This window comes from Acinetobacter corruptisaponis, assembly GCF_030053775.1.
In the GTDB taxonomy this organism is placed as follows: Bacteria; Pseudomonadota; Gammaproteobacteria; order Pseudomonadales; family Moraxellaceae; genus Acinetobacter; species Acinetobacter corruptisaponis.
Genome location: NZ_CP125669.1, coordinates 586,860 through 606,678, shown reverse-complemented (window position 1 = coordinate 606,678; position 19,819 = coordinate 586,860). Strand labels below are relative to the sequence as shown.

Below are 19,819 nucleotides of genomic sequence, written 5' to 3'. Positions count from 1 at the left end.
GCAAAAGAAGTAAGACAATCGGCTAATCAATTAAAGACAATTGTATATATAATAATTCTTACCGAACTAGTAGGCTTTATTCTGTGATCCAGAGTAAAAACATAAAAATAGAGGGAATACCATGAAAACATTGCAATTTATAGCAGATTGCCCTAAACATGGGGTGATTGATCATCCACCCAATGAATGCTATATCACGCAAGAATACGTGGCTGCACTACTGTATAAGCAACTGGAACAATATGGTTTTGATGCTCAGCATATCCGTCATGAGCATGAGAAAATCGAGGTTCGTATCGATAACCATCAGCTTCCACTCTCTATCTTATGTTCGCAGCAAGATACTGAGGGACATATCTTGTGTCAGATTTCCGCAAATCCTCAGCAGGAACAGGCTTGGTTTGAAAAGATTGAGACACAAAGCATTATTCGCCAATTGGCTCAGGCTGTTGAAAATAGCTTAAAGGCTGAACATAGCTTTTCACAGTTTATTTGGAAAAGTTAAGCCCATTTTGTCAATAAAATCTTAAATGAAGTGACTTAACAGCATCGTTGTTTAGGCGTATGGTGTATATTTGTTTGAACACTTTATTTAAGGGTATGGGTGCATGACACGGGTTGATTTTTCTAAATTATCACCACAAATGGTTTGGCAGCATTTTGAAACCCTGTGTACGATTCCCCGACCATCCAAGCACGAACAACAACTACGCCAACATTTAAAGGATTGGGCGGAACAGCACAACCTAGAAACTTATATTGATGATATTGGTAATTTAATTATTCGCAAAGCCACAACGGTTGGTAAAGAACAGGTTGCAGGTGTGATTTTGCAGGGTCATCTGGATATGGTGACGCAGGCAAATCGCGGTACGCAACATGATTTTTTTAAAGATCCCATTCAACCTATACTCAAAGACGGCTGGCTGATTGCCGAAAATACCACTTTAGGTGCGGACAATGGGATTGGCGTAGCACTTGCATTGGCTGTATTGGAATCAAACGATATTGCACATGGACCAATTGAAGTCCTTTTAACAGTTGATGAGGAAGCGGGCATGAGTGGCGCTCGTTTACTTGAAGCAGACATATTAAAAGGGCAGTGGCTGTTTAATATTGATACTGAAGAATGGGGCGAACTCTATCTCGGTTGTGCTGGCAGTATTGATATTGAGGTACAACAAACTCTTGAATATGTAACTGCACCTGCAAATCCCATTTGTGTTGATCTCATGGTTTCAGGCTTAAAGGGTGGGCATTCAGGTGTTGATATTCATTTGAGTCGTGGCAATGCCAATGTGATTTTAGCCAATTTTCTGAATGACTATTTAGCACAATCAAATGGGCGACTGGTTGAATTTGTTGGTGGATCGGCACGAAATGCCATTCCACGAGAAGCGGTGGCAACCATCGCAATTGAAGCAGAAAAATTAGCAGAATTGGAAAAAATCATTGCCCAAACACAAGCTGAATGGCAACAAAAGCTACAAGGGATTGATGATCAGGTTCAGATCACAGTTCAACAAAATCTAAATCAAATCAGTGAAGTCATTTCTTTGCATCAGCAACAGGCTTGGTTGCAGGCATTGGCAACTTGTCCTTATGGCGTTAAGGAAATGAGTCAGGCTTTACCCGATGTGGTTGAGACATCTAATAATATTGGCGTGGTCAGACTCACTAAAGACGAAGCAAAGACTTTAATTATGGTTCGTTCGATGGTGAATCAAGAGGCTGTAAACTTTGCCCAGAATATTCAGCAGCACTTTGTAAATTTTAATATTCAATCTGAATTAACGCCGTTGGTGTCAGGTTGGACACCCAATCCAGATTCGGCTGCATTGAAGTGTCTACAACAGGCCTATCAATCCGCATTTGAAATTGAACCAAACTTGAAAGTGATTCATGCAGGTTTGGAATGTGGCATTATTGCTGAGCATTATCCAGATTTACAGATGGTTTCATTTGGCCCAGACATTCAAGGGGCACATGCACCAGGTGAGCGGGTGAAAGTGGATACGGTCGAAAAATGCTGGAAGTTATTGGTGACAGCTTTGGAAGCTGTTAAATAAAACTCTAATAAAAGAAGCCCATTGATGGGCTTCTAAACTTTGACATTGACCTGAAATCGACTTTTATCCAGCTCGATAAACTCAATTTCACAATCAATAAATTTTTCAATCATGGTAGCTTGGGTACGGGTATGTTCACTGATGCATTGTGCTGTAAATTCGCCACCTTGACCAAGTGCTAAAGGTAGCAGTAACTGATCTGCCAAATACTCATCTACAACTGCTTTGGAAGACTGATAAGACTTAACTTGTTCAGCTAAATGATTGGCAATTTGTTCAGCACTTTTACGCATTTCGCCTAAAGCTGTAAACAATTGGGTATGGTACTCATGCTCAACCCTGACATAAACGGTATTGCCCTGACTGATACCATTTAGGAAAAATTGCTGTTGATGATCAAGTTTTAACTTTTTATCTAAGGTTGCCAATTCCCTTTGGGCAATATCATGCGCTAAATTCAAAACCGCAGCATGGGCTTCGATGTGTGGGGATTGACCACATTGGCGTAAATCTAAAGCATGTCGTTGTTGCCACGGGTGAATGGTGATATGAATCTGTCCAGCACCGATTGGAAAGAAACCCGCTTTTTCCAGTTTAAAGTCCACATCAATCCCGATCTTTTTTAAACAAGGTAAAAAGCAATGCTCAATAAAATCAGCAGTAGGGGCAAGTGGATTATGTGTGCCACCTGAAACGATTAATTCACTGGGTTGATCTTGCAGCAGTAATGCAGGTAATAAAGTTTGTAACACCAGTGTGGTACTGCCAGCCGAACCAATCTGGAATTGATATTTTCCGCTTTGCACATGCTGTGGCGCAAAGTACAAACGCTGGCTATGCAGTTCTGCACCCTCAATATAGGCCTGACTGATTTGCTGTGAAGCTTGTACACAAACCAGATGCTGACGCATCAAGCCAGGTTTTTTACGCCCAGCCCGAATGTTGATCAGTTCAAATGCCTGACCTGTAATCATTGAAAGGGCAAGGGCAGTTCGTAAAATCTGACCACCACCTTCGCCTTGTGAACCATCAATTTGGATGGTTGCTGGCATATTTGCCAAAGCTTTATTCACTTCTATTTTCCTTGTTTTCTATTTAAATGAACATACTGTCAGTACATGGTAATGCGAAGTAACGTGTCACTTTGCTTTTGGCAAAGGATTGCAAGGTGCATGGTGCTGAGCCTGATGAGTGAATCAATGCACGGCTCACATGCTGCCGTAGCCGCCTGAATTATTTTCAATCCCTCAGATCGGAGTAAAGCAGGATCTTGTACTCGCCCAGTATGTCCAAACTGGTATTGTGAAATGACTTCACAAAATCTGTTGTCTATTCGACTAAATCAATCTGCCAATTTGCAGCCTGAATCTTAATATTGAGGTCACGTATTTTGGCACTAATATCATCCGCCTGTTTTTGCAAACTTGAAACAGGAATGACTTTTTGCCATTTAATTTCCCGTGCACTATAACGATCAGGTTCGCGATGAGTATTGGCAATCGCATCAATGAGAATCTTATGCTGTTCGGCATAATTATCCCGTAAGCTCAGTAGCGATAGCAATGTCTTCCCATCATCTAGTTTCGCCTGTGCGTTGGTTAAATGGATACGACAAATCAATTGGTTGCTTTCCTGAATTAAAGCAAATACTTGTTTGATCAATTCATTGGGATCTTCGCTTGGTTCATCACCATCCTGTACCAATACATTGGCGTTGATCCGTTGTTTTAATGAAGCGAGCTTTTTTTGTTGATCGCTTCGCAGTAAGAGTGCTTCTGCGATTTTCATGGTTTATCCTTGAATTTGGAAAATATGTGTTTTAAGAACTTTCTCAACAATTTCTAAAAGATCACTTCTAGGTTCAGATAAATATTTTTCGACATAGAAATCGTAATTTTCACTATCATATAGATGAGGTGCTTTCCCATGCACAATATTGCCTCGAATTTTTAATAGATCAGTTAATTGGGTTTCAGAGAATTTAGGTATGTAGGACTTGGATAAATCTCTAAATTTCTGAGAGCTTTTAGATCGGGTATCTTCAATTAATGCCTCTATACAAGAACAAAAGGTGCGATATTGTTCAGCATCTTTTTCAAACCAACTTTTATAAAAACTCGTTAAAGCTGAAATACTTCTTTGTGATGTCTTATCATTTGATTTCAAAAGACTAGATAGATGTTCCAATTGGATTACTAATTCATTTTTAACTTTTAATTTGAAATAGAGACTTGGGGTTAAGTCCTGAGTTTGTCTGTAAGTATAAGAGCTCTGATGAGAAAAATATGAACAACCTGAATCTTCACATAAACTATTGAAACAGTATCTTTTATTAGATTCTTCAAATAAAGAAATAGCACCAAGTATAGAGTATAAAGTTCTTCTTGAAATTTCTTCCGTGGGAGCTTTAATTCCAATCCAAGTTGATACTCGTTTTCTATTTTGATTTTCGTTTCTAATACTAGGGTAGTATAGAAAATCAAATTCATTTGAATAACGGACATCAATATTCATATGTTGGAAGCTAAGATTTTGACTATTAATGATAAAAAAATTATCAAATATCAAGTCATTTTCTAGTTGGATTGAGTTAAATGGATACAAAAACGTATTAAGATCTTCTTTGAAAAGTGAAGAATTTAGTAGAGCATTTGCTAAATTTAACTTGGCTTCAACAGGAATTTGTATTTTGTAAGAAATATTTGGATTACGAGAAAACTCTCCCTCTCGAATAAACCAAAAGTTTTTGGTTAGAAACTTAGTAACCTTATTTCTTATTTCAGAAATGGGGAGTTTTCTTAAATATGAAGCACCATTCTGTTTAATAAAAACTAATGCCTTTAAGTAGTCTTGCTGATTTCGAATATAAATTTCTGTACCTATTCCATGACTCCAAATAGAACTATTTGGTTCACGAATAGTAAATTGAGATAACAGTTCATTTCTCTCACCAATTGAATAAATGGCATCTAATATTAAATCCACAGCTTCAATACATATATTCATCATTTTATTTTTCCTGAGATTTATTTTATGTACTATACAACTTAGAAGTTAACCCTTAACACACACCACTTGTCGTAAGGTATACACTACTTCAACCAAATCCTGCTGTGCTTTCATCACATCTTCAATCGGTTTATAAGCCGATGGAATTTCATCAATCACAGCAGCATCTTTACGGCATTCCACACCTTCAGTCTGCGCAATCTGATCTTCTACAGTAAAGCGACGTTTGGCTTCGGCACGGCTCATCACCCGTCCAGCGCCATGCGAACATGAACAGAATGATTCCTGATTTCCAAGGCCACGCACGATAAAAGACTTCGCACCCATTGATCCAGGAATAATCCCATATTGTCCAAGCTTGGCACTCACAGCGCCTTTGCGTGTCACCATCACTTCTTCACCATAATGCTGTTCTTTTTGCACATAATTATGGTGGCAGTTTACGGCTTCAAGCTTGGCATTCAATGGTTTTGGGATAATCGTCGCCAAAGCCTTGATGGCAGCTTGCATCATGATTTCACGGTTCATCATAGCAAAACGTTGGGCCCAACCCACCGCAAACCAGTAATCATCAAAATGTTCTGTACCCTCAACCAGATAAGCTAAATCTTTATTTGGCAAATTAATAAAGTGCTTTTGCATATCTTTACGGGCAAGTTCAATAAAGTGATTCCCAATAGCATTACCCACACCACGAGAACCTGAGTGCAACATAATCCAGACGTGATCATGCTCATCCAGACAAATTTCAACAAAGTGGTTGCCTGTTCCTAAAGTTCCCAATTGTTTGCGGTTATTGGTATTTTTAAGGCGAGGGTGCTTGGCACAAATCAATTCAAAATCCGCAACTAAACCTGCCCAAGCCTGATCGACCATTTCAGGTGGTGTTTCCCATGAACCTTTATCTCGACCACGTTTAGTCATTCCATGTGGAATCAAGCGTTCCAGTTCAGTACGCAAAGCATGTAAATTATCAGGCAAATCAGAAGCAGTCAGGTTGGTACGAGTCGCCATCATTCCACAACCAATATCGACACCCACAGCGGCAGGAATAATCGCACCTTTGGTTGGAATCACACTTCCAATGGTTGCACCTAAACCAAAATGCACATCGGGCATCACTGCCATCCATTTATAAATAAATGGCATTTGGGCAGTTTGTAGCAATTGTTTTTTAGAATTATCATCAACGACAACACCATTGGTCCACATTTTTACAGGCATACTTTTTTCATTTTGCAGCACTTGGTAGGCGCGTTGTTGTTTTGCTTGCTCAACTTGAGCTTGTTGCTTAATTTCTTCAATGACAGACATTTTCATTTTCCTTTCAAAGCCTGCCTGCCAAGCGTTTGCAGGCAGGTGATATCCACAATATCCCAGTGATGTTGTGTAATTATACTATTGCAGGCATCGTGCCAGTTTTTTATATGGCATGTTTTTATTTTTCAAGATATTGATTTTAAATAATTAAAAGAATTTTAAATGTCTATTTTTTATGTTGTTTTGATTGGTGTGATTTTTTAAATATAAAAATAAATATATTTATATCTTTAATTATATTTTTTGTAATGAGTTGGATTGCGTATTATAGCTGTGAAAATAGCGTTATTCCGCAATAAAACATGGTATAAATTATGTTAAGACAATAGGATACGTCTCTACGATGATTTTTCTTCGTTATCTTTTTTCAATTCTATTATTTGTGGCAGGTGTGGTGTTTTTTGTCCAATGCTTGCTTGCTAGTTTTGATTGGATACTGTTTGCATTCAGTCTGGCGTGTTTTTTATTGGCGTATTGGATTAAGCCTAAACGAAAAAATCATCATCGAGATAATGGTTGGGATTGGCTGGATATAATTGATTTTCCTGTAGAGATCATTTACTGGATCATCACTTTACCATTTCGCTTGTTGCGAGGAATATTTGACTTTTTATCCCCAGATATTCCTTAATTAAAACGTTATATCTCATTTATTTCAAATTTACTTTACTCAGTTGTCCTGTTGTATCCAGTGTGAATTGGTCAAAATCATTGGCTAAATAGAAATTGCCTTTATAAAATTCACTCACTTCATCAGCAATTGCCTGTTGTCCAGCATGATCCTGATGTCGAGGACTAAAATGGGTCAGGATTAAGCTGCTTAAATGTTGCTGTTGAGCAAATTCAGCCACCATTTTGGCAGAGCTGTGCATTGGACTTTTGCCGACTCTATCCAAGGTTGTTTGTGTATAGGTCGATTCATGGATCAAGAGCTGTGCAGTCTGGCAGGCTTGGGTCAATAACTCTGGTTGGTCATTATCACCACCGACAATGGCATGAACCTGTTGAGTATGCGTCTGCAAATAATCTGCTGACTTTAGAATATTCCCATTAAATTCAATGTTTTTACCTTGCTTTAAATCTCCCCAAGCTTGGCCTTTGGGAACGCCAAGCTGTGTGAGCGCCTGAATGTCTAATTTTTGATGGGTGTATTGCGCAATAATACTAAAGGCAAAACTTGGCACACGATGGCTCAGTGAGTGGGCTTGAATGGAAAGCTCATCCGTAATGTGTTGGGGGTGAATTGCATTATGGACATCAATAAATTTTAATGGATAGGGTAAATATAAATCAGTTAGTCGAGCAGTGGTTTCAACCCACTGCTGAATTTCTTTGGGTGCGATAATGGTTAATGGCTCAGCACGTCTATTCATACCCGCACTTGCCAATAAGCCAATCAAGCCATAACAATGATCTCCATGTACATGGGTAATGCAGATGGCAACCAGATTTTGTAAAGAAAGTTTGGTTCGCTGAATACGATGCTGTGTGGCTTCGCCTGCGTCAACGAGAATCCAGTCTTTATTCTTGCTGTTTCGTATGGCTAGGGCAGAAACATTGCGTGTCAGTGTTGGGACACCTGATGATGTGCCTAAAAAAGTAAAATGCAGCATATTATTGGAATTTTTCGGTTAAATACGTATTGTATATGATAGACAGTTATAAAATTTTATAGAAATGATGGCGAATGTAAAAAAAACCGTTGTGATTGGCTTTGTTGGTTCAACTTTAGATCAAGGAAAACGTCCAGATCGCTGGCAACGTTGGCGTCCAACAATGAGCTTATTGATGCATGAAGATTTAATTGTAGATGAACTGATCTTATTACACGATCGCCAACATCATAATCTGGTTAAATTTATAGCTGAGGATGCTCAGGAGCTTTCTCCACAAACCATCGTTTCAGGACACAAAATCAGTATCCGTGATCCGTGGGATTTTGCCGAGGTCTATGGTGCACTCTATGATTTTGTAAAATCCTATGTCTTTGACACTGAAAAAAATAATTATCTTTTACATATCACGACTGGAACACACGTCGCCCAAATTTGTTGGTATCTATTGGTGGATGCCAATTATTTACCTGCCAAACTGATTCAGAGTTCGCCTAATCAAAATAAAACACCAGAGGGTGAGTACCGCATTATTGATCTGGATTTATCTCGTTATGATGTATTAAAACAACGTTTTGCTGATGAACAACAACAAAACTGGCAACAACTCAAGGCCAATATTTCTACCTATAATCCTGCATTTAATCAACTGATTACCGAAGTTGAACTGGTTGCCACTCGTTCCAGTGCACCCATTTTAATTATGGGGGCAACAGGTGTGGGGAAATCACATTTAGCCAAACAGATTTTTCAGCTCAAGAAAGAAAAGTTTCATTTGAGTGGACGTTTTATTGATGTGAACTGTGCAACTTTACGGGGTGACAGTGCCATGTCGAGCCTGTTTGGTCATATCAAGGGGGCATTTACAGGTGCAGCCGCTTCCCGTTCAGGTTTACTGAAAAGTGCAGATCAAGGCATTTTATTTTTGGATGAAATTGGTGAATTGGGGCTGGATGAACAGGCGATGTTGTTGAAAGCTCTGGAAGATAAATCCTTTTTTCCAGTGGGGAGTGATAAAGAGGTTCAGGCTGATTTTCAGTTGATTGCAGGAACAAATCGGGACTTGCGTCAGGAGGTACAGGCAGGACGTTTCCGAGAAGATTTATGGGCACGGCTGAATACATGGACATTTTTCTTGCCCAATTTAAAAGATCGTATTGAGGATATTGCTCCAAATATCGAGTTTGAATTGCAACGTTTTGCCGCAAATCATCAGCGTCAATTGCGTTTCCAGCGTGATGCCTTGGATGTGTACTTAAAATTTGTCAAGTCTAAAGAGGCATCGTGGCAAGGGAATTTTCGTGATTTAACGGCCAGTGTCACACGTTTGGCGACCTTGTCTCAAGGGGAGTTAATCCGAACAGAAACAGTGGAAAAGGAGATCCAGCGTTTAAAACAGCTTTGGTCGATTCAGGGGGAATCTCACTCACGACAAGAAAATGATATTTTAGATAAATATTTTGATCAGTCCCAGATTGCCGATATGGATGAGTTTGACCAGATTCAACTGCGTGGTGTACTGAAAGTTTGTGAACATGCCAAATCCATGGCAGATGCAGGGCGACAGCTTTTTGCTGCTTCTCGCCAGCAGCGCAATACCACCAATGACAGTGACCGAGTGAAAAAGTATTTGGCAAAGTTTGGGTTAAGTTGGGCAGATTTAAATTAAACACTATTCGAGTTAAGCCGAAAACCAATTAATAGCTCATATAAGAACTATTAATTGATTTAAAGTGTCACATATAAACCATGAAACTTGAAAATATAGAAAATTTAATAGATAAATGTATATATAATCAATATCTTATTTAATTTTAGCTCTCTATTTCTTGGTTTCATGTGTTAAAAATTCCAGATTCCACAGTTTTTCTGCATGTTGTCCAATCCACCAGAAAGACACGGCCAGCAAGATAAAGAAAATGGCTTTATGCATACCATTCCAGAAGAATTCAAAATACTTGGTATAGAGATTAAGAAATAGAAAGGTGATACCAAAACCCCGTGAGGTTGCATCATCGTGTTTTAAACCATAGACAATTGCAATGATGGCCACAAACGCAAATAAAATTCCCCAATGCAGTAGCTCATATTGTTTGACGTTGTACCAGCTATTCAGGTCGCCATAATTGCCAAAGATCGACAGAATCCATAAGGCAATAAACAGGTATAACAAGCCCATCACATAGGTAGAATGCGCAAAATCTAAAAACCGTACATGACGTTTAAATAGCCAGCTTAAACCAATCAGTACGCCACCAAATAAGACAAAGCGTAATGGATAATTCATGCCTAAATAATAAGCTCCCCAACCTGACATATAGCCTGTCTCTGCACCAAACCATGAGCCGAGCGAAAGCAGGGAAAATACCCAGATCAATTTGGATGGAAACCAAAAGGCGAGTGCAGCATAAATGAGGGTTGAAAGCAGAAATAACAATGAAAAATGCCCACTCCCTGTATCAATTGCTTGCCCAAAATAAGCCACTGCAACAGCCGTAGAAAGCACACCGCCAAAAATAATCGCTTCATTACTAAATTGATGTAAAGGTTTTGTTTTACGTCGACGATATGCAATTAGATAAAAAGCAGCCGCTACGACAGCAAAAATAAGACAAGGAATGAGCTTTGAATCTACAAAGATTTTCTCGATCAGATTCATCAAAAACTCATCAAGGGTAATCGCTGCAATGGCAATCACCGCACAGATCATCGAAATCCAGAATGAATACTTTGCTAGCCGTTCCCAGTCAAAGGAACGAATCGAAAAACTGTCTTTGAGATTATTGGCAACCTCAGGCGTAATAGTGCCTTGCTGCTGCCAGTACTCAATGGTATGTTTTAAAAAAAGCCCCTGTTTTTTATTTAATTTCATCAAAGAACCCTAATGCCTATTTATCGCTAGTGATATAACAGACATCAGGCCTAAAAGACGTAATTTTTGTTAGATTTGTTGTTAAATCGACACATTGAGGAAGCGGGCAATCACTTGTTTGAGCTGTTTTAAATAACCTGTAAAAAAGTGGTTGGCACCTGGCAAAATAGTAATCGGATGCTTTTGTGGCTTTGCCCATGCGATCATGTCAGAGAGCAGGGTAATATCATCCTGTTCTCCATGGACAAATAAAATATCACCCTCAATCGCTGGAGTGGTGTAATGACGCAATTCGACCACTGAACCTGTAGGCAATCCACATAAAACCAGTTGTTTTGGACGATGCTCTTCGCTGAGTTGTGCCTGACATTTTGCCAGTACATGTGAACCAAAACTAAAGCCACCTGCATAAAAAGTTAAACCCACATGTTTTTCACGGGCATATTCAATCACTGCCAGAATATCATCCGTTTCACCATGACCCTGATCATGCACACCCTCACTGCCACCCAAACCACGAAAACTTGGGCGATAGACCACACAGCCCATTTCATTGAAAATCTGTGCCAGCAACACAGGAACCTTGTGATGTGGTGTGCCACCTTGTAAGGGATGAGGATGGCACACCACCGCAAAACCTGTAATTTCACCTTTGGGTTGATCAACAAACATTTCGATTTGACCAACAGGACCCTGAATGAATATTTGCTCAGACATAAGAAATGTAATGGATAATGGAAGAATCCACTATTTTACCGATAAAACTTAGCGAGAACACGAATTGGCATTAAAAATTATCAACTGTTATAGTTTAGGGAATGTAGATTTACTTTGATTGATTATGCTTGCCTTAATTTCTCCAGCAAAAACCTTGGATTACGAAACAGCTTTACCGACAGATACTTATACGCAACCCCGTTTGCTGCAACAATCTCAACAATTGATTGACGTGTGCCGTAAACTTTCAGCCACTGAGATTGCATCATTGATGAGTGTCAGTGAGAAAATCGCCAACCTAAATGTTGGGCGTTTCCGTGACTGGAATGCGGACTTTGATTTCTCCAATGCCCGTCAGGCGATGTTTGCATTTAAGGGCGATGTCTATACAGGGCTGGATGCCTATCATTTGGATGATCAGGAAATCAACTTCGCCCAACAGCATGTGCGGATGTTGTCGGGGCTTTATGGTTTATTGCGTCCTTTGGATCTGATGATGCCATACCGTCTGGAAATGGGTACTAAACTACACAATACCCGTGGCCATAACCTGTATGAGTTTTGGGGCAATATTATTACGGATCAGATCAATCAGGACTTGGCAAATATTGATGCAAAAGTATTGGTAAATTTAGCCTCTGACGAATATTATAAATCTGTGAATGAAAAGAACATTCAGGCAGAGATTATCAAGCCTGTGTTTCTGGATCAAAAAAATGGAAAATATAAAGTCATTAGTTTTTATGCTAAAAAAGCACGGGGACTTATGGCACGTTACATGATTCAGCATCAATTGAACCAACCTGAACAGCTCAAAGCATTTAACACGGATGGCTATTATTTTGATGCAGAGAGTTCATCAGCAAAAGAACTGGTCTTTAAGCGGGATGAACAACACGCAACCTAAATCTGTGGAGAGAGGGGATGCTCAGTAAAGAATATTTCTTAAAACATGCGATCTCATTCGATCAGGTCTGTTTAAAAGGTAAACTGACTGAACCTCGCAGTTACGGTGTTTATGCGCTGCCTTTGGATACAGATGGTACCAGACGTTTTCGTTTTGGTAACCATCCTGTCCGTCAGCAGGAACTGACCCATGAATTTGGTGAATGTACACTGTTTAAGCTATTTCTTGAGCGTAAAGATGCTGAGTCTTTGGCAAAGTGGCTGAATCAGGAAATACAGCGTTAATTTATGCAGCAATATCTATCAACCTTGGAAAAATCATGGTTTGAACTACATCAGTATTACCATTTTTCTGAACCACAGAAAATGTTGAATAAGCTGATCTCTGCCTATAGCGAAAAACAACGGGCGTATCATACAGTTCAACATCTTTATGAATGTCTGACCTTACTTGAATCGATTAAACCATATTTAAATGATGCACATGCAGTTGCCTTGGCACTCTGGTTTCATGATGCAGTTTATGATCCAAAAGCCAAAGATAATGAACTCAAAAGCGCAGAGTTGTTTGAACAGTATTTGGCTGCTGATTTATCTCATCAAACGGTTATTAAAATTAAGCAATGGATTTTAGCCACACAAAAACATGCACCAACAGATGAATTGGATTTACAATTTTTATTGGATATTGATTTAGCCATTTTAGCTAGCTCGCCAGCACGTTTTGTAGAATATGAACAACAGATTCAACAGGAATATGCTTGGGTTGATCCTGAAATTTACTCAGTCAAAAGAAAAGAAGTCCTGAGACATTTCTATCAAACAGAACCACTGTATCAAACGGAATATTTTCAACAGAGTTTTGAGCAAAGGGCAAAAAGTAACTTAAAGAATATAATACAATAATTGGTTTGATTAACTCATTGGGTAAAAGTGAAAGACTTAACATTGGAAGTGGCTGAGGGCAAGCTCAACATTCGTGTGGCAGCATGGATAGAGCATGAAAATCAAATTTTAGTATCCACCTTTCCTGATGGAAGTATTTCTTTAGTTGGCGGACGTTTAAAATTTTCTGAAACAACGCTTGAAGGGATTCAACGGGAAGTCTTTGAGGAAACAGGAGAGCATTTTAATTCACCTGTACTTTTTGCGATTGTTGAAAATTTCTTTTATGACATTGCATCAGAACAACAATTTCATGAATTTCTTTATATTTACAAAGGGGAAATTCAACAGCAATCAGCTTATCTTGAAGCTAATTCAGCTGCTGCCGAAGTCATTTCATGGATGCCTAAAAGTAAAATCAAAATGCTAAAACCAGATGTTTTGCAAGAACTTGTTTTATTGCCAAATGAAAGTATTGTTCACCTTGTCAATCTGGAATCACGCTAAAATTTGAAAATAATAAAAGGGCATGTTTGCCCTTTTATTTTAGATTTAATTTTTATTTAAAGAAATAACCTGTTTCAGGCGAGCTTGCATTTGCCATACGTTTACGAGGCATACGGCCTGCCAGATAAGCTTCACGACCTGCTTCAACCGCTTTCTTCATGGCAGAAGCCATTAAGATCGGATTTTGAGCAGCCGCAATCGCTGTATTCATCAAGACACCGTCACAACCAAGTTCCATTGCAATGGCCGCATCACTGGCTGTACCCACACCTGCATCGACCAGCACAGGCACTTTGGCATTTTCCTTAATAATAGAAATAGTGTGCGGATTAAGAATGCCTAAACCAGAACCGATCAGGCTACCTAAAGGCATGATTGCGACACAACCCATGCTCTCAAGTTCCTGAGCGACAATTGGATCATCCGAGGTATAGACCATGATTTCAAAACCATCATCAATCAAGGTTTGAGCCGCTTTCAGTGTTGCAGTGATGTTTGGATATAAGGTTTTCTCATCACCCAAAACTTCCAGCTTGACCAGATTGTGTCCATCCAAAAGTTCACGCGCCAGCATACAGGTACGGATTGCGCTATCCGCATCAAAGCAACCTGCGGTATTTGGCAGGATGGTATATTTTTCAGGTGGAATCACTGAAAGCAGATTAGGTTGATCTGCATGTTGTCCGATATTTACACGACGAATTGCCACCGTCACAATCTCAGCACCACTGGCCTGAATGGCTAAACCAGTTTCATCTAAATCTTTATATTTACCTGTTCCGACCAATAAACGAGATTGGAAAGTACGTGAGCCAATAATTAAAGGGGAATCTTGCATGGGCTACTCCATTTTTAGCTGATTAGCCGCCACCAACAGCTTGAATGATTTCAATACGATCTTCGGGAGCAATTGTGGTTTGCTCAAGTTTACTTTTCGGAATGATCTGTTGATTTTTCTCCACAGCGAAGCGTTTGCCCTCTAAAGCCAACACCTGAATCAATTGCTGTAGGTTTTCACAAGGCGTGTCAGTCAACTCGCCATTTAAATAGATGTGCATGATAAATCCTTATTTCGCATGCTTAAGCGCTTGCCATGCGAGCAAAAGCCAACCCACAATCATGAATGCACCGCCAATCGGGGTGATAGCACCAAGAATTCTAGGTAAGCCGAGCGCCATAATGTACAACGAACCGCAGAAAAAAATGATGCCAATTTGCATCAAAATAAAAGGCGTCTTTATTGGGAAAGTTGGTGTGGTTTTATGGAGTACACCCAGAATCAGTAAGCCAAGCGCATGATAGAAAAAGTATTGGGTGGCTGTACCCCACCAAGTAAGTTGCTCAGGTGTGGCAAAAGATTTGAGTCCATGCGCACCAAAAGCGCCCAACATAACTGCAAGCGCAAGGTTAAGCGCCGAGATAGCTATCCACATAATGATAATGGAACTAGAAATTTGATGAACAAACTTAACATATTCGGGTGTTTAAACAAAGCCAGATAAAACAAAAGGGCATGAAAGCCCTTGTGTTTGATGTAATCTTAACTCGCAGACATGGCGGTTTTGATTTTTTCCATTGCATTCTTTTCAAGCTGGCGAATACGTTCCGCAGAAACGTTATATTCAGCAGCAAGTTCATGCAAGGTCGATTTATCATCATCCAGCCAGCGGCGTTGTAGAATGTTACGTGAACGGTCATCAAGCTGATCCATGGCCTCATGTAAGGCAGTGGTGCTTTGTTCCTCGTAATCTTCCTCTTCAATCAAGCGCGCAGGATCGTAACGATTGTCTTCCAAATACAGTGCAGGGGCGGTATGTGGAGTATCGTCATCATCATCGCCCTGTGCTTCAAACGCAGCATCATAAGCGGTTAAACGACCTTCCATTTCAAGCACTTGCTCAGGTGTTACGTTTAAATCATTGGCAATTGAGCGTGCTTCTTCTAAGGTCAGTTTCTTGCTTGATTTTTTTAGGCTGCGTAAGTTAAAGAATAATTTACGCTGTGCCTTGGTGGTGGCAATTTTAACAATACGCCAGTTACGAATCACATATTCATGGATTTCAGCTTTAATCCAGTGCACAGCAAAAGAAACCAGACGAACACCCATGTTTGGATCGAAGCGTTTAACCGCTTTCATTAGTCCAAGGTTGCCTTCCTGAATCAGGTCACCTTGCGGAAGACCATAACCTGCATAGCTACGTGCAATATGTACCACAAAGCGTAGGTGCGACATCACCAATAATTTGGCTGCGTCGAGGTCTTGGTCATAATAGTAACGTTCGGCAAGTTCTTTCTCTTGCTCAGCCGTTAAAATTGGAATTTGATTGACAGTGCTGATATATGCACCAAGGTTTACACCTGGCGCAGACAATGACAGGGGCATCAATTGATTGCTGCTGTCAGTAGTCATGGAGTCTCCTTATAGGATTATATTTAAGTCAACAATTTCATCTTAATGCGAATACGCTTCATCACTAAGGAAATTTGAGTATAGAAATGTAAATTTAATGCATTTATCTTTAGTCAGAGTTTAGCAAAGAATTACATAGATTCAATTAAATAGTGAACCTCATTATCTGAAATTTTTTGAGGCTGGCATTGAAGTTGCTGGATTTGGCAATATCGTGTTACATCAATTTCACTATGTGGATCGGATGACTTGAGTAAAAATTGCTGTTTTGCGGGTGCCTTTTTTAAGGCACGTTTCAGCATCAACAGTGGCATTGGGCAGGGCTGCCCTAGGGCATCAATAATCTCAGGTGAACTGGAAATAAGAGTCATAATCGTTTAAACCGCTGAATACGTCATTATCTTAGCAAATTTTCGTGTGGTTTTAGAGGGGGAAATCTCATTAAAAAAACAGCTAAATGATTGAAGAAAACAGATAGAAACATTAGAAATAACTTAAAATAAATCTATTAATTATCATAAACCCATGTTAAGCTCGATGCGTTTTAGAAAGTGTTTAATTAAATTTTATTATATTAAACTCTATAACAAATGGATGTAACCGGAAATTGTTGATAGTTTTACAGAATGATTACAAGCTTTAAAATTATAAAAAATTTTAAAACCTTGTTGGCTCTGCTGTTTGCAACACCGGAAGGTCCTTATCTTTCAATATCTGAGGATTGACTTATGACAGCTCGTGAACAAGGCGTAGTAAAGTGGTTTAACGACACTAAAGGCTTTGGTTTTATTCAGCGTAATGGTGGTGATGACGTATTTGTTCATTTCCGCGCAATTATGGGAGATGGCCACCGTTCTTTACGTGACGGCCAACGCGTAGAATTCAGCGTAGTTCAAGGACAAAAAGGTTTCCAAGCTGAAAACGTTCAGCCTTTAGACTAATTTGTTGCTCTAACGCAATAAAAAACGCTCCAATCTTATTGGGGCGTTTTTATTTTTTATGGTTTATAATAGCGACTTTCTTTTGCTCATTGATGGTTCGAGTGCATATATGACATCTGGTTTTGAAACCTTAAATTTACATCCGCAGTTAAAAAAAGCGATTGATGCTTTGGGTTTTACACAAATGACCCCAATTCAGCAAAAGGTTTTAAAATATACGTTGGCAGGGCATGATGCCATTGGTCGAGCGCAAACGGGTACAGGCAAAACAGCGGCCTTTTTGATTAGCGTGATCAATGATCTACTCAATAATCCCATTCAGGACCAGCGTTTTCGTGGCGAACCCCGTGCCTTAATTCTGGCACCGACACGTGAGTTGGCTTTACAGATTGAAAGTGATGCTCAGGCTTTAACAAAATTCTCAAATTTACATCTGGTCACTTTGTTGGGTGGTGTTGATTTTGATAAGCAAAAGAAAATGCTGGACAAGAATTTTGTTGATATTATTGTTGCGACACCAGGGCGCTTGATTGACTTTGTTGAGCAAAAAGAAGTCTGGCTGGACCGAATCGAATTTTTAGTGATTGACGAAGCAGACCGCCTGCTGGATATGGGCTTTATTCCTTCAGTAAAACGTATTGTGCGTTATTCGCCATTTAAGGAGCAGCGTCAAACATTGATGTTCTCGGCAACGTTTAGCTACGATGTTCTCAATCTTGCACGCCAATGGTTGTATGAACCTGTTACGGTTGAGATTGAGCCTGAGCAGAAAACCAATGTCGATGTTGAGCAACGTGTTTATGTGGTTGAGAAAAAAGACAAGTATAAGCTTCTGCAAGACATTTTGCGTGATGAGCCTATTGATAAGGTCATGATCTTTGCGAACCGTCGGGATCAGGTCCGCCGTTTATATGACCATCTCAAGCGTGATGGTTATAAGGTTGGGATGTTGTCGGGTGAAATTGCCCAGGACAAGCGTTTAAAGATGCTGGACCAATTCAAGCAGGGCAAGCATAACATTATGATTGCCACCGATGTGGCAGGTCGTGGTATTCATGTCGATGGTGTATCGCATGTGATTAATTTTACCTTGCCAGAGCAATCTGATGATTATGTACACCGTATTGGGCGTACAGGACGTGCAGGAGCGCAGGGCGTAAGTATTAGCTTCCTGTCTGAAGACGATGCTTTTTATTTACCAGAGATTGAAAAGGCAATTGGTAAAAAATTGCCTTTAACTCGTCTGGATGGATATTGTTAATTTTAATAAACCCAGCATAAATACGGAAAAGACCAAATTATTCATAAATTTGGTCTTTTTTTATGGGAAAATACAATTCGTTCACCAGATTACACAAAAGAGCAGGGATTTTTTTTGATTTCCTGTGATTAGTTGCTGAATTGAAATAAATCAGCATGTAGAATATGGCGCATTACCTGGGAGGATATTATGGCACTCATCTCAATGCGCCAGCTCTTGGATCACGCTGCGGAACATAACTACGGCGTACCAGCATTTAACGTAAACAACTTAGAACAAATGCGTGCAATCATGCTCGCTGCGGATGCAACAAACTCACCTGTAATCGTGCAGGCTTCGGCTGGTGCGCGTAAATACGCAGGTGCACCGTTCCTCCGCCACCTTATTTTGGCAGCGATTGAAGAATGGCCGCATATTCCTGTGGTAATGCATCAGGATCATGGTACAAGCCCTGATGTTTGTCAGCGTTCTATCCAGTTGGGTTTCAGCTCAGTCATGATGGATGGTTCATTGGGTGCGGATGGTAAGACACCAACCTCATACGATTACAACGTTGATGTAACGCGTCGCGTGGTTGCGATGGCGCATGCATGTGGTGTTTCAGTTGAAGGTGAGATTGGCTGTCTGGGTAGTCTTGAAACAGGTATGGCTGGTGAAGAAGATGGTGTTGGTGCGGAAGGTGTACTTGACCATTCTCAATTGCTGACTTCTGTTGAAGAGGCAACCTCGTTTGTGGCAGATACCAATGTTGATGCCTTGGCAATTGCTGTTGGCACTTCACATGGTGCATACAAGTTTACGCGCCCACCTACAGGCGATATTCTGGCAATTGACCGTATTAAAGAAATTCATGCTGCACTGCCAAACACGCATCTTGTGATGCATGGTTCAAGCTCTGTACCACAGGAATGGTTGGCTGTGATTAACCAATACGGTGGTGATATTAAGGAAACTTACGGTGTGCCTGTAGAGCAGCTTGTGGAAGCAATCAAGCACGGTGTTCGTAAAATCAATATTGATACTGACTTGCGCTTGGCTTCAACGGGGGCAATGCGTCGTATGATGGCTGAAAAACCAAGCGAATTTGATCCACGTAAATTCTTTGGCGAGACAGTTGAAGCAATGAAGCAAATCTGTATCGATCGTTATGAAGCGTTTGGTACTGCAGGCAATGCTGACAAGATTCGTCCAATTTCTTTAGAGAAAATGGTTGATCGTTACAAATAATAATTTGTAGCTAAAAAACAGCGGCGTTTGCTGCTGTTTTTTCTTTATTGAGTAAATAAAGTGCCAGCTCTTATACAGGCTG

The 19,819-nt window shown here is 39.9% G+C and carries 23 protein-coding genes; 11 read left to right on the top strand and 12 right to left on the bottom strand.

The window, feature by feature from the left end; all coding sequences use genetic code 11:
- Window positions 1-121 precede the first annotated feature (121 nt).
- Entirely contained in the window at window positions 122-505 is a 384-nt protein-coding gene (locus tag QLH32_RS03030; protein ID WP_267979672.1) for a hypothetical protein, read from the top strand.
- A 103-nt stretch (window positions 506-608) separates the two neighbouring features.
- On the top strand, window positions 609-2,069 hold the full coding sequence (locus QLH32_RS03025; RefSeq protein ID WP_283268016.1) for an aminoacyl-histidine dipeptidase: 1,461 nt from the start codon (window positions 609-611) through the stop codon (window positions 2,067-2,069).
- Window positions 2,070-2,101: 32 nt separating this feature from the next.
- Here the strand turns inward: QLH32_RS03025 and rtcA are convergent, their stop codons facing one another.
- The 4 genes from rtcA to QLH32_RS03005 form a co-directional block, all read right to left on the bottom strand.
- Window positions 2,102-3,142, bottom strand: coding sequence for an RNA 3'-terminal phosphate cyclase (gene rtcA, locus QLH32_RS03020; protein WP_283268014.1), 1,041 nt, complete (start codon window positions 3,140-3,142; stop codon window positions 2,102-2,104).
- A gap of 256 nt (window positions 3,143-3,398) precedes the next feature.
- Window positions 3,399-3,857 (bottom strand): DIP1984 family protein, encoded by a 459-nt coding sequence (locus QLH32_RS03015; RefSeq protein ID WP_283268013.1) that lies wholly within the window; start codon window positions 3,855-3,857, stop codon window positions 3,399-3,401.
- A gap of 3 nt (window positions 3,858-3,860) precedes the next feature.
- Window positions 3,861-5,078 (bottom strand): hypothetical protein, encoded by a 1,218-nt coding sequence (locus tag QLH32_RS03010; protein WP_283268012.1) that lies wholly within the window; start codon window positions 5,076-5,078, stop codon window positions 3,861-3,863.
- A 45-nt stretch (window positions 5,079-5,123) separates the two neighbouring features.
- Complete coding sequence (locus QLH32_RS03005; RefSeq protein WP_283268011.1) at window positions 5,124-6,392, bottom strand: RtcB family protein; 1,269 nt, start codon at window positions 6,390-6,392, stop codon at window positions 5,124-5,126.
- A gap of 349 nt (window positions 6,393-6,741) precedes the next feature.
- On the opposite strand from QLH32_RS03005, the gene QLH32_RS03000 reads away from it, so the two are divergent.
- A complete protein-coding gene (locus tag QLH32_RS03000; protein WP_283268010.1) occupies window positions 6,742-7,029 on the top strand; it encodes a hypothetical protein in 288 nt (95 codons plus the stop codon).
- 19 nt (window positions 7,030-7,048) lie between these two features.
- Here QLH32_RS03000 and QLH32_RS02995 read toward each other — a convergent pair whose 3' ends face one another.
- Window positions 7,049-8,011: a ribonuclease Z gene (locus tag QLH32_RS02995; RefSeq protein ID WP_283268009.1), complete on the bottom strand. Its 963-nt coding sequence runs from the start codon at window positions 8,009-8,011 to the stop codon at window positions 7,049-7,051.
- A gap of 67 nt (window positions 8,012-8,078) precedes the next feature.
- Here QLH32_RS02995 and rtcR point away from each other — a divergent pair, with 67 nt between their 5' ends.
- Entirely contained in the window at window positions 8,079-9,680 is a 1,602-nt protein-coding gene (rtcR, locus tag QLH32_RS02990; RefSeq protein ID WP_283268008.1) for an RNA repair transcriptional activator RtcR, read from the top strand.
- A 153-nt stretch (window positions 9,681-9,833) separates the two neighbouring features.
- On the opposite strand, the gene QLH32_RS02985 is transcribed toward rtcR, so the two are convergent.
- Window positions 9,834-10,883 (bottom strand): DUF2157 domain-containing protein, encoded by a 1,050-nt coding sequence (locus QLH32_RS02985; RefSeq protein ID WP_283268007.1) that lies wholly within the window; start codon window positions 10,881-10,883, stop codon window positions 9,834-9,836.
- Window positions 10,884-10,964: 81 nt separating this feature from the next.
- Window positions 10,965-11,600: an alpha/beta hydrolase gene (locus QLH32_RS02980; RefSeq protein WP_283268006.1), complete on the bottom strand. Its 636-nt coding sequence runs from the start codon at window positions 11,598-11,600 to the stop codon at window positions 10,965-10,967.
- A 124-nt stretch (window positions 11,601-11,724) separates the two neighbouring features.
- On the opposite strand from QLH32_RS02980, the gene yaaA reads away from it, so the two are divergent.
- The 4 genes from yaaA to QLH32_RS02960 are packed head-to-tail and all read left to right on the top strand — an operon-like array spanning window position 11,725 to window position 13,898.
- Window positions 11,725-12,507 (top strand): peroxide stress protein YaaA, encoded by a 783-nt coding sequence (gene yaaA, locus QLH32_RS02975; protein ID WP_283268005.1) that lies wholly within the window; start codon window positions 11,725-11,727, stop codon window positions 12,505-12,507.
- 17 nt (window positions 12,508-12,524) lie between these two features.
- Entirely contained in the window at window positions 12,525-12,791 is a 267-nt protein-coding gene (locus QLH32_RS02970; protein ID WP_283268004.1) for a hypothetical protein, read from the top strand.
- Window positions 12,792-12,794: 3 nt separating this feature from the next.
- Entirely contained in the window at window positions 12,795-13,412 is a 618-nt protein-coding gene (locus QLH32_RS02965; RefSeq protein WP_283268003.1) for an HD domain-containing protein, read from the top strand.
- 27 nt (window positions 13,413-13,439) lie between these two features.
- Window positions 13,440-13,898, top strand: coding sequence for an NUDIX domain-containing protein (locus QLH32_RS02960; protein WP_283268002.1), 459 nt, complete (start codon window positions 13,440-13,442; stop codon window positions 13,896-13,898).
- Between the two features lie 52 nt (window positions 13,899-13,950).
- Here the strand turns inward: QLH32_RS02960 and QLH32_RS02955 are convergent, their stop codons facing one another.
- The 5 genes from QLH32_RS02955 to QLH32_RS02935 all read right to left on the bottom strand — a co-directional run bounded on the left by QLH32_RS02955 (window position 13,951) and on the right by QLH32_RS02935 (window position 16,679).
- Window positions 13,951-14,736: a thiazole synthase gene (locus QLH32_RS02955; RefSeq protein WP_267979658.1), complete on the bottom strand. Its 786-nt coding sequence runs from the start codon at window positions 14,734-14,736 to the stop codon at window positions 13,951-13,953.
- Window positions 14,737-14,758: 22 nt separating this feature from the next.
- Entirely contained in the window at window positions 14,759-14,956 is a 198-nt protein-coding gene (gene thiS / locus QLH32_RS02950) for a sulfur carrier protein ThiS (protein WP_004682254.1), read from the bottom strand.
- Between the two features lie 9 nt (window positions 14,957-14,965).
- Complete coding sequence (locus QLH32_RS02945; RefSeq protein WP_283268000.1) at window positions 14,966-15,331, bottom strand: DUF423 domain-containing protein; 366 nt, start codon at window positions 15,329-15,331, stop codon at window positions 14,966-14,968.
- 107 nt (window positions 15,332-15,438) lie between these two features.
- Window positions 15,439-16,308, bottom strand: coding sequence for an RNA polymerase sigma factor RpoH (rpoH, locus tag QLH32_RS02940; protein WP_004679525.1), 870 nt, complete (start codon window positions 16,306-16,308; stop codon window positions 15,439-15,441).
- A gap of 131 nt (window positions 16,309-16,439) precedes the next feature.
- On the bottom strand, window positions 16,440-16,679 hold the full coding sequence (locus tag QLH32_RS02935) for a sulfurtransferase TusA family protein (protein ID WP_283267999.1): 240 nt from the start codon (window positions 16,677-16,679) through the stop codon (window positions 16,440-16,442).
- Window positions 16,680-17,036: 357 nt separating this feature from the next.
- On the opposite strand from QLH32_RS02935, the gene QLH32_RS02930 reads away from it, so the two are divergent.
- From QLH32_RS02930 to fba, 3 genes are all read left to right on the top strand, one after another.
- Window positions 17,037-17,249 carry a cold-shock protein gene (locus QLH32_RS02930; RefSeq protein ID WP_004653893.1) on the top strand — a complete coding sequence of 71 codons (213 nt, stop codon included), beginning with the start codon at window positions 17,037-17,039 and terminating at the stop codon, window positions 17,247-17,249.
- Window positions 17,250-17,358: 109 nt separating this feature from the next.
- Window positions 17,359-18,510: an ATP-dependent RNA helicase RhlB gene (gene rhlB / locus QLH32_RS02925; protein ID WP_279960440.1), complete on the top strand. Its 1,152-nt coding sequence runs from the start codon at window positions 17,359-17,361 to the stop codon at window positions 18,508-18,510.
- A 189-nt stretch (window positions 18,511-18,699) separates the two neighbouring features.
- Complete coding sequence (fba, locus tag QLH32_RS02920) at window positions 18,700-19,737, top strand: class II fructose-bisphosphate aldolase (protein WP_267979653.1); 1,038 nt, start codon at window positions 18,700-18,702, stop codon at window positions 19,735-19,737.
- The last annotated feature ends 82 nt before the right edge of the window (window positions 19,738-19,819 follow it).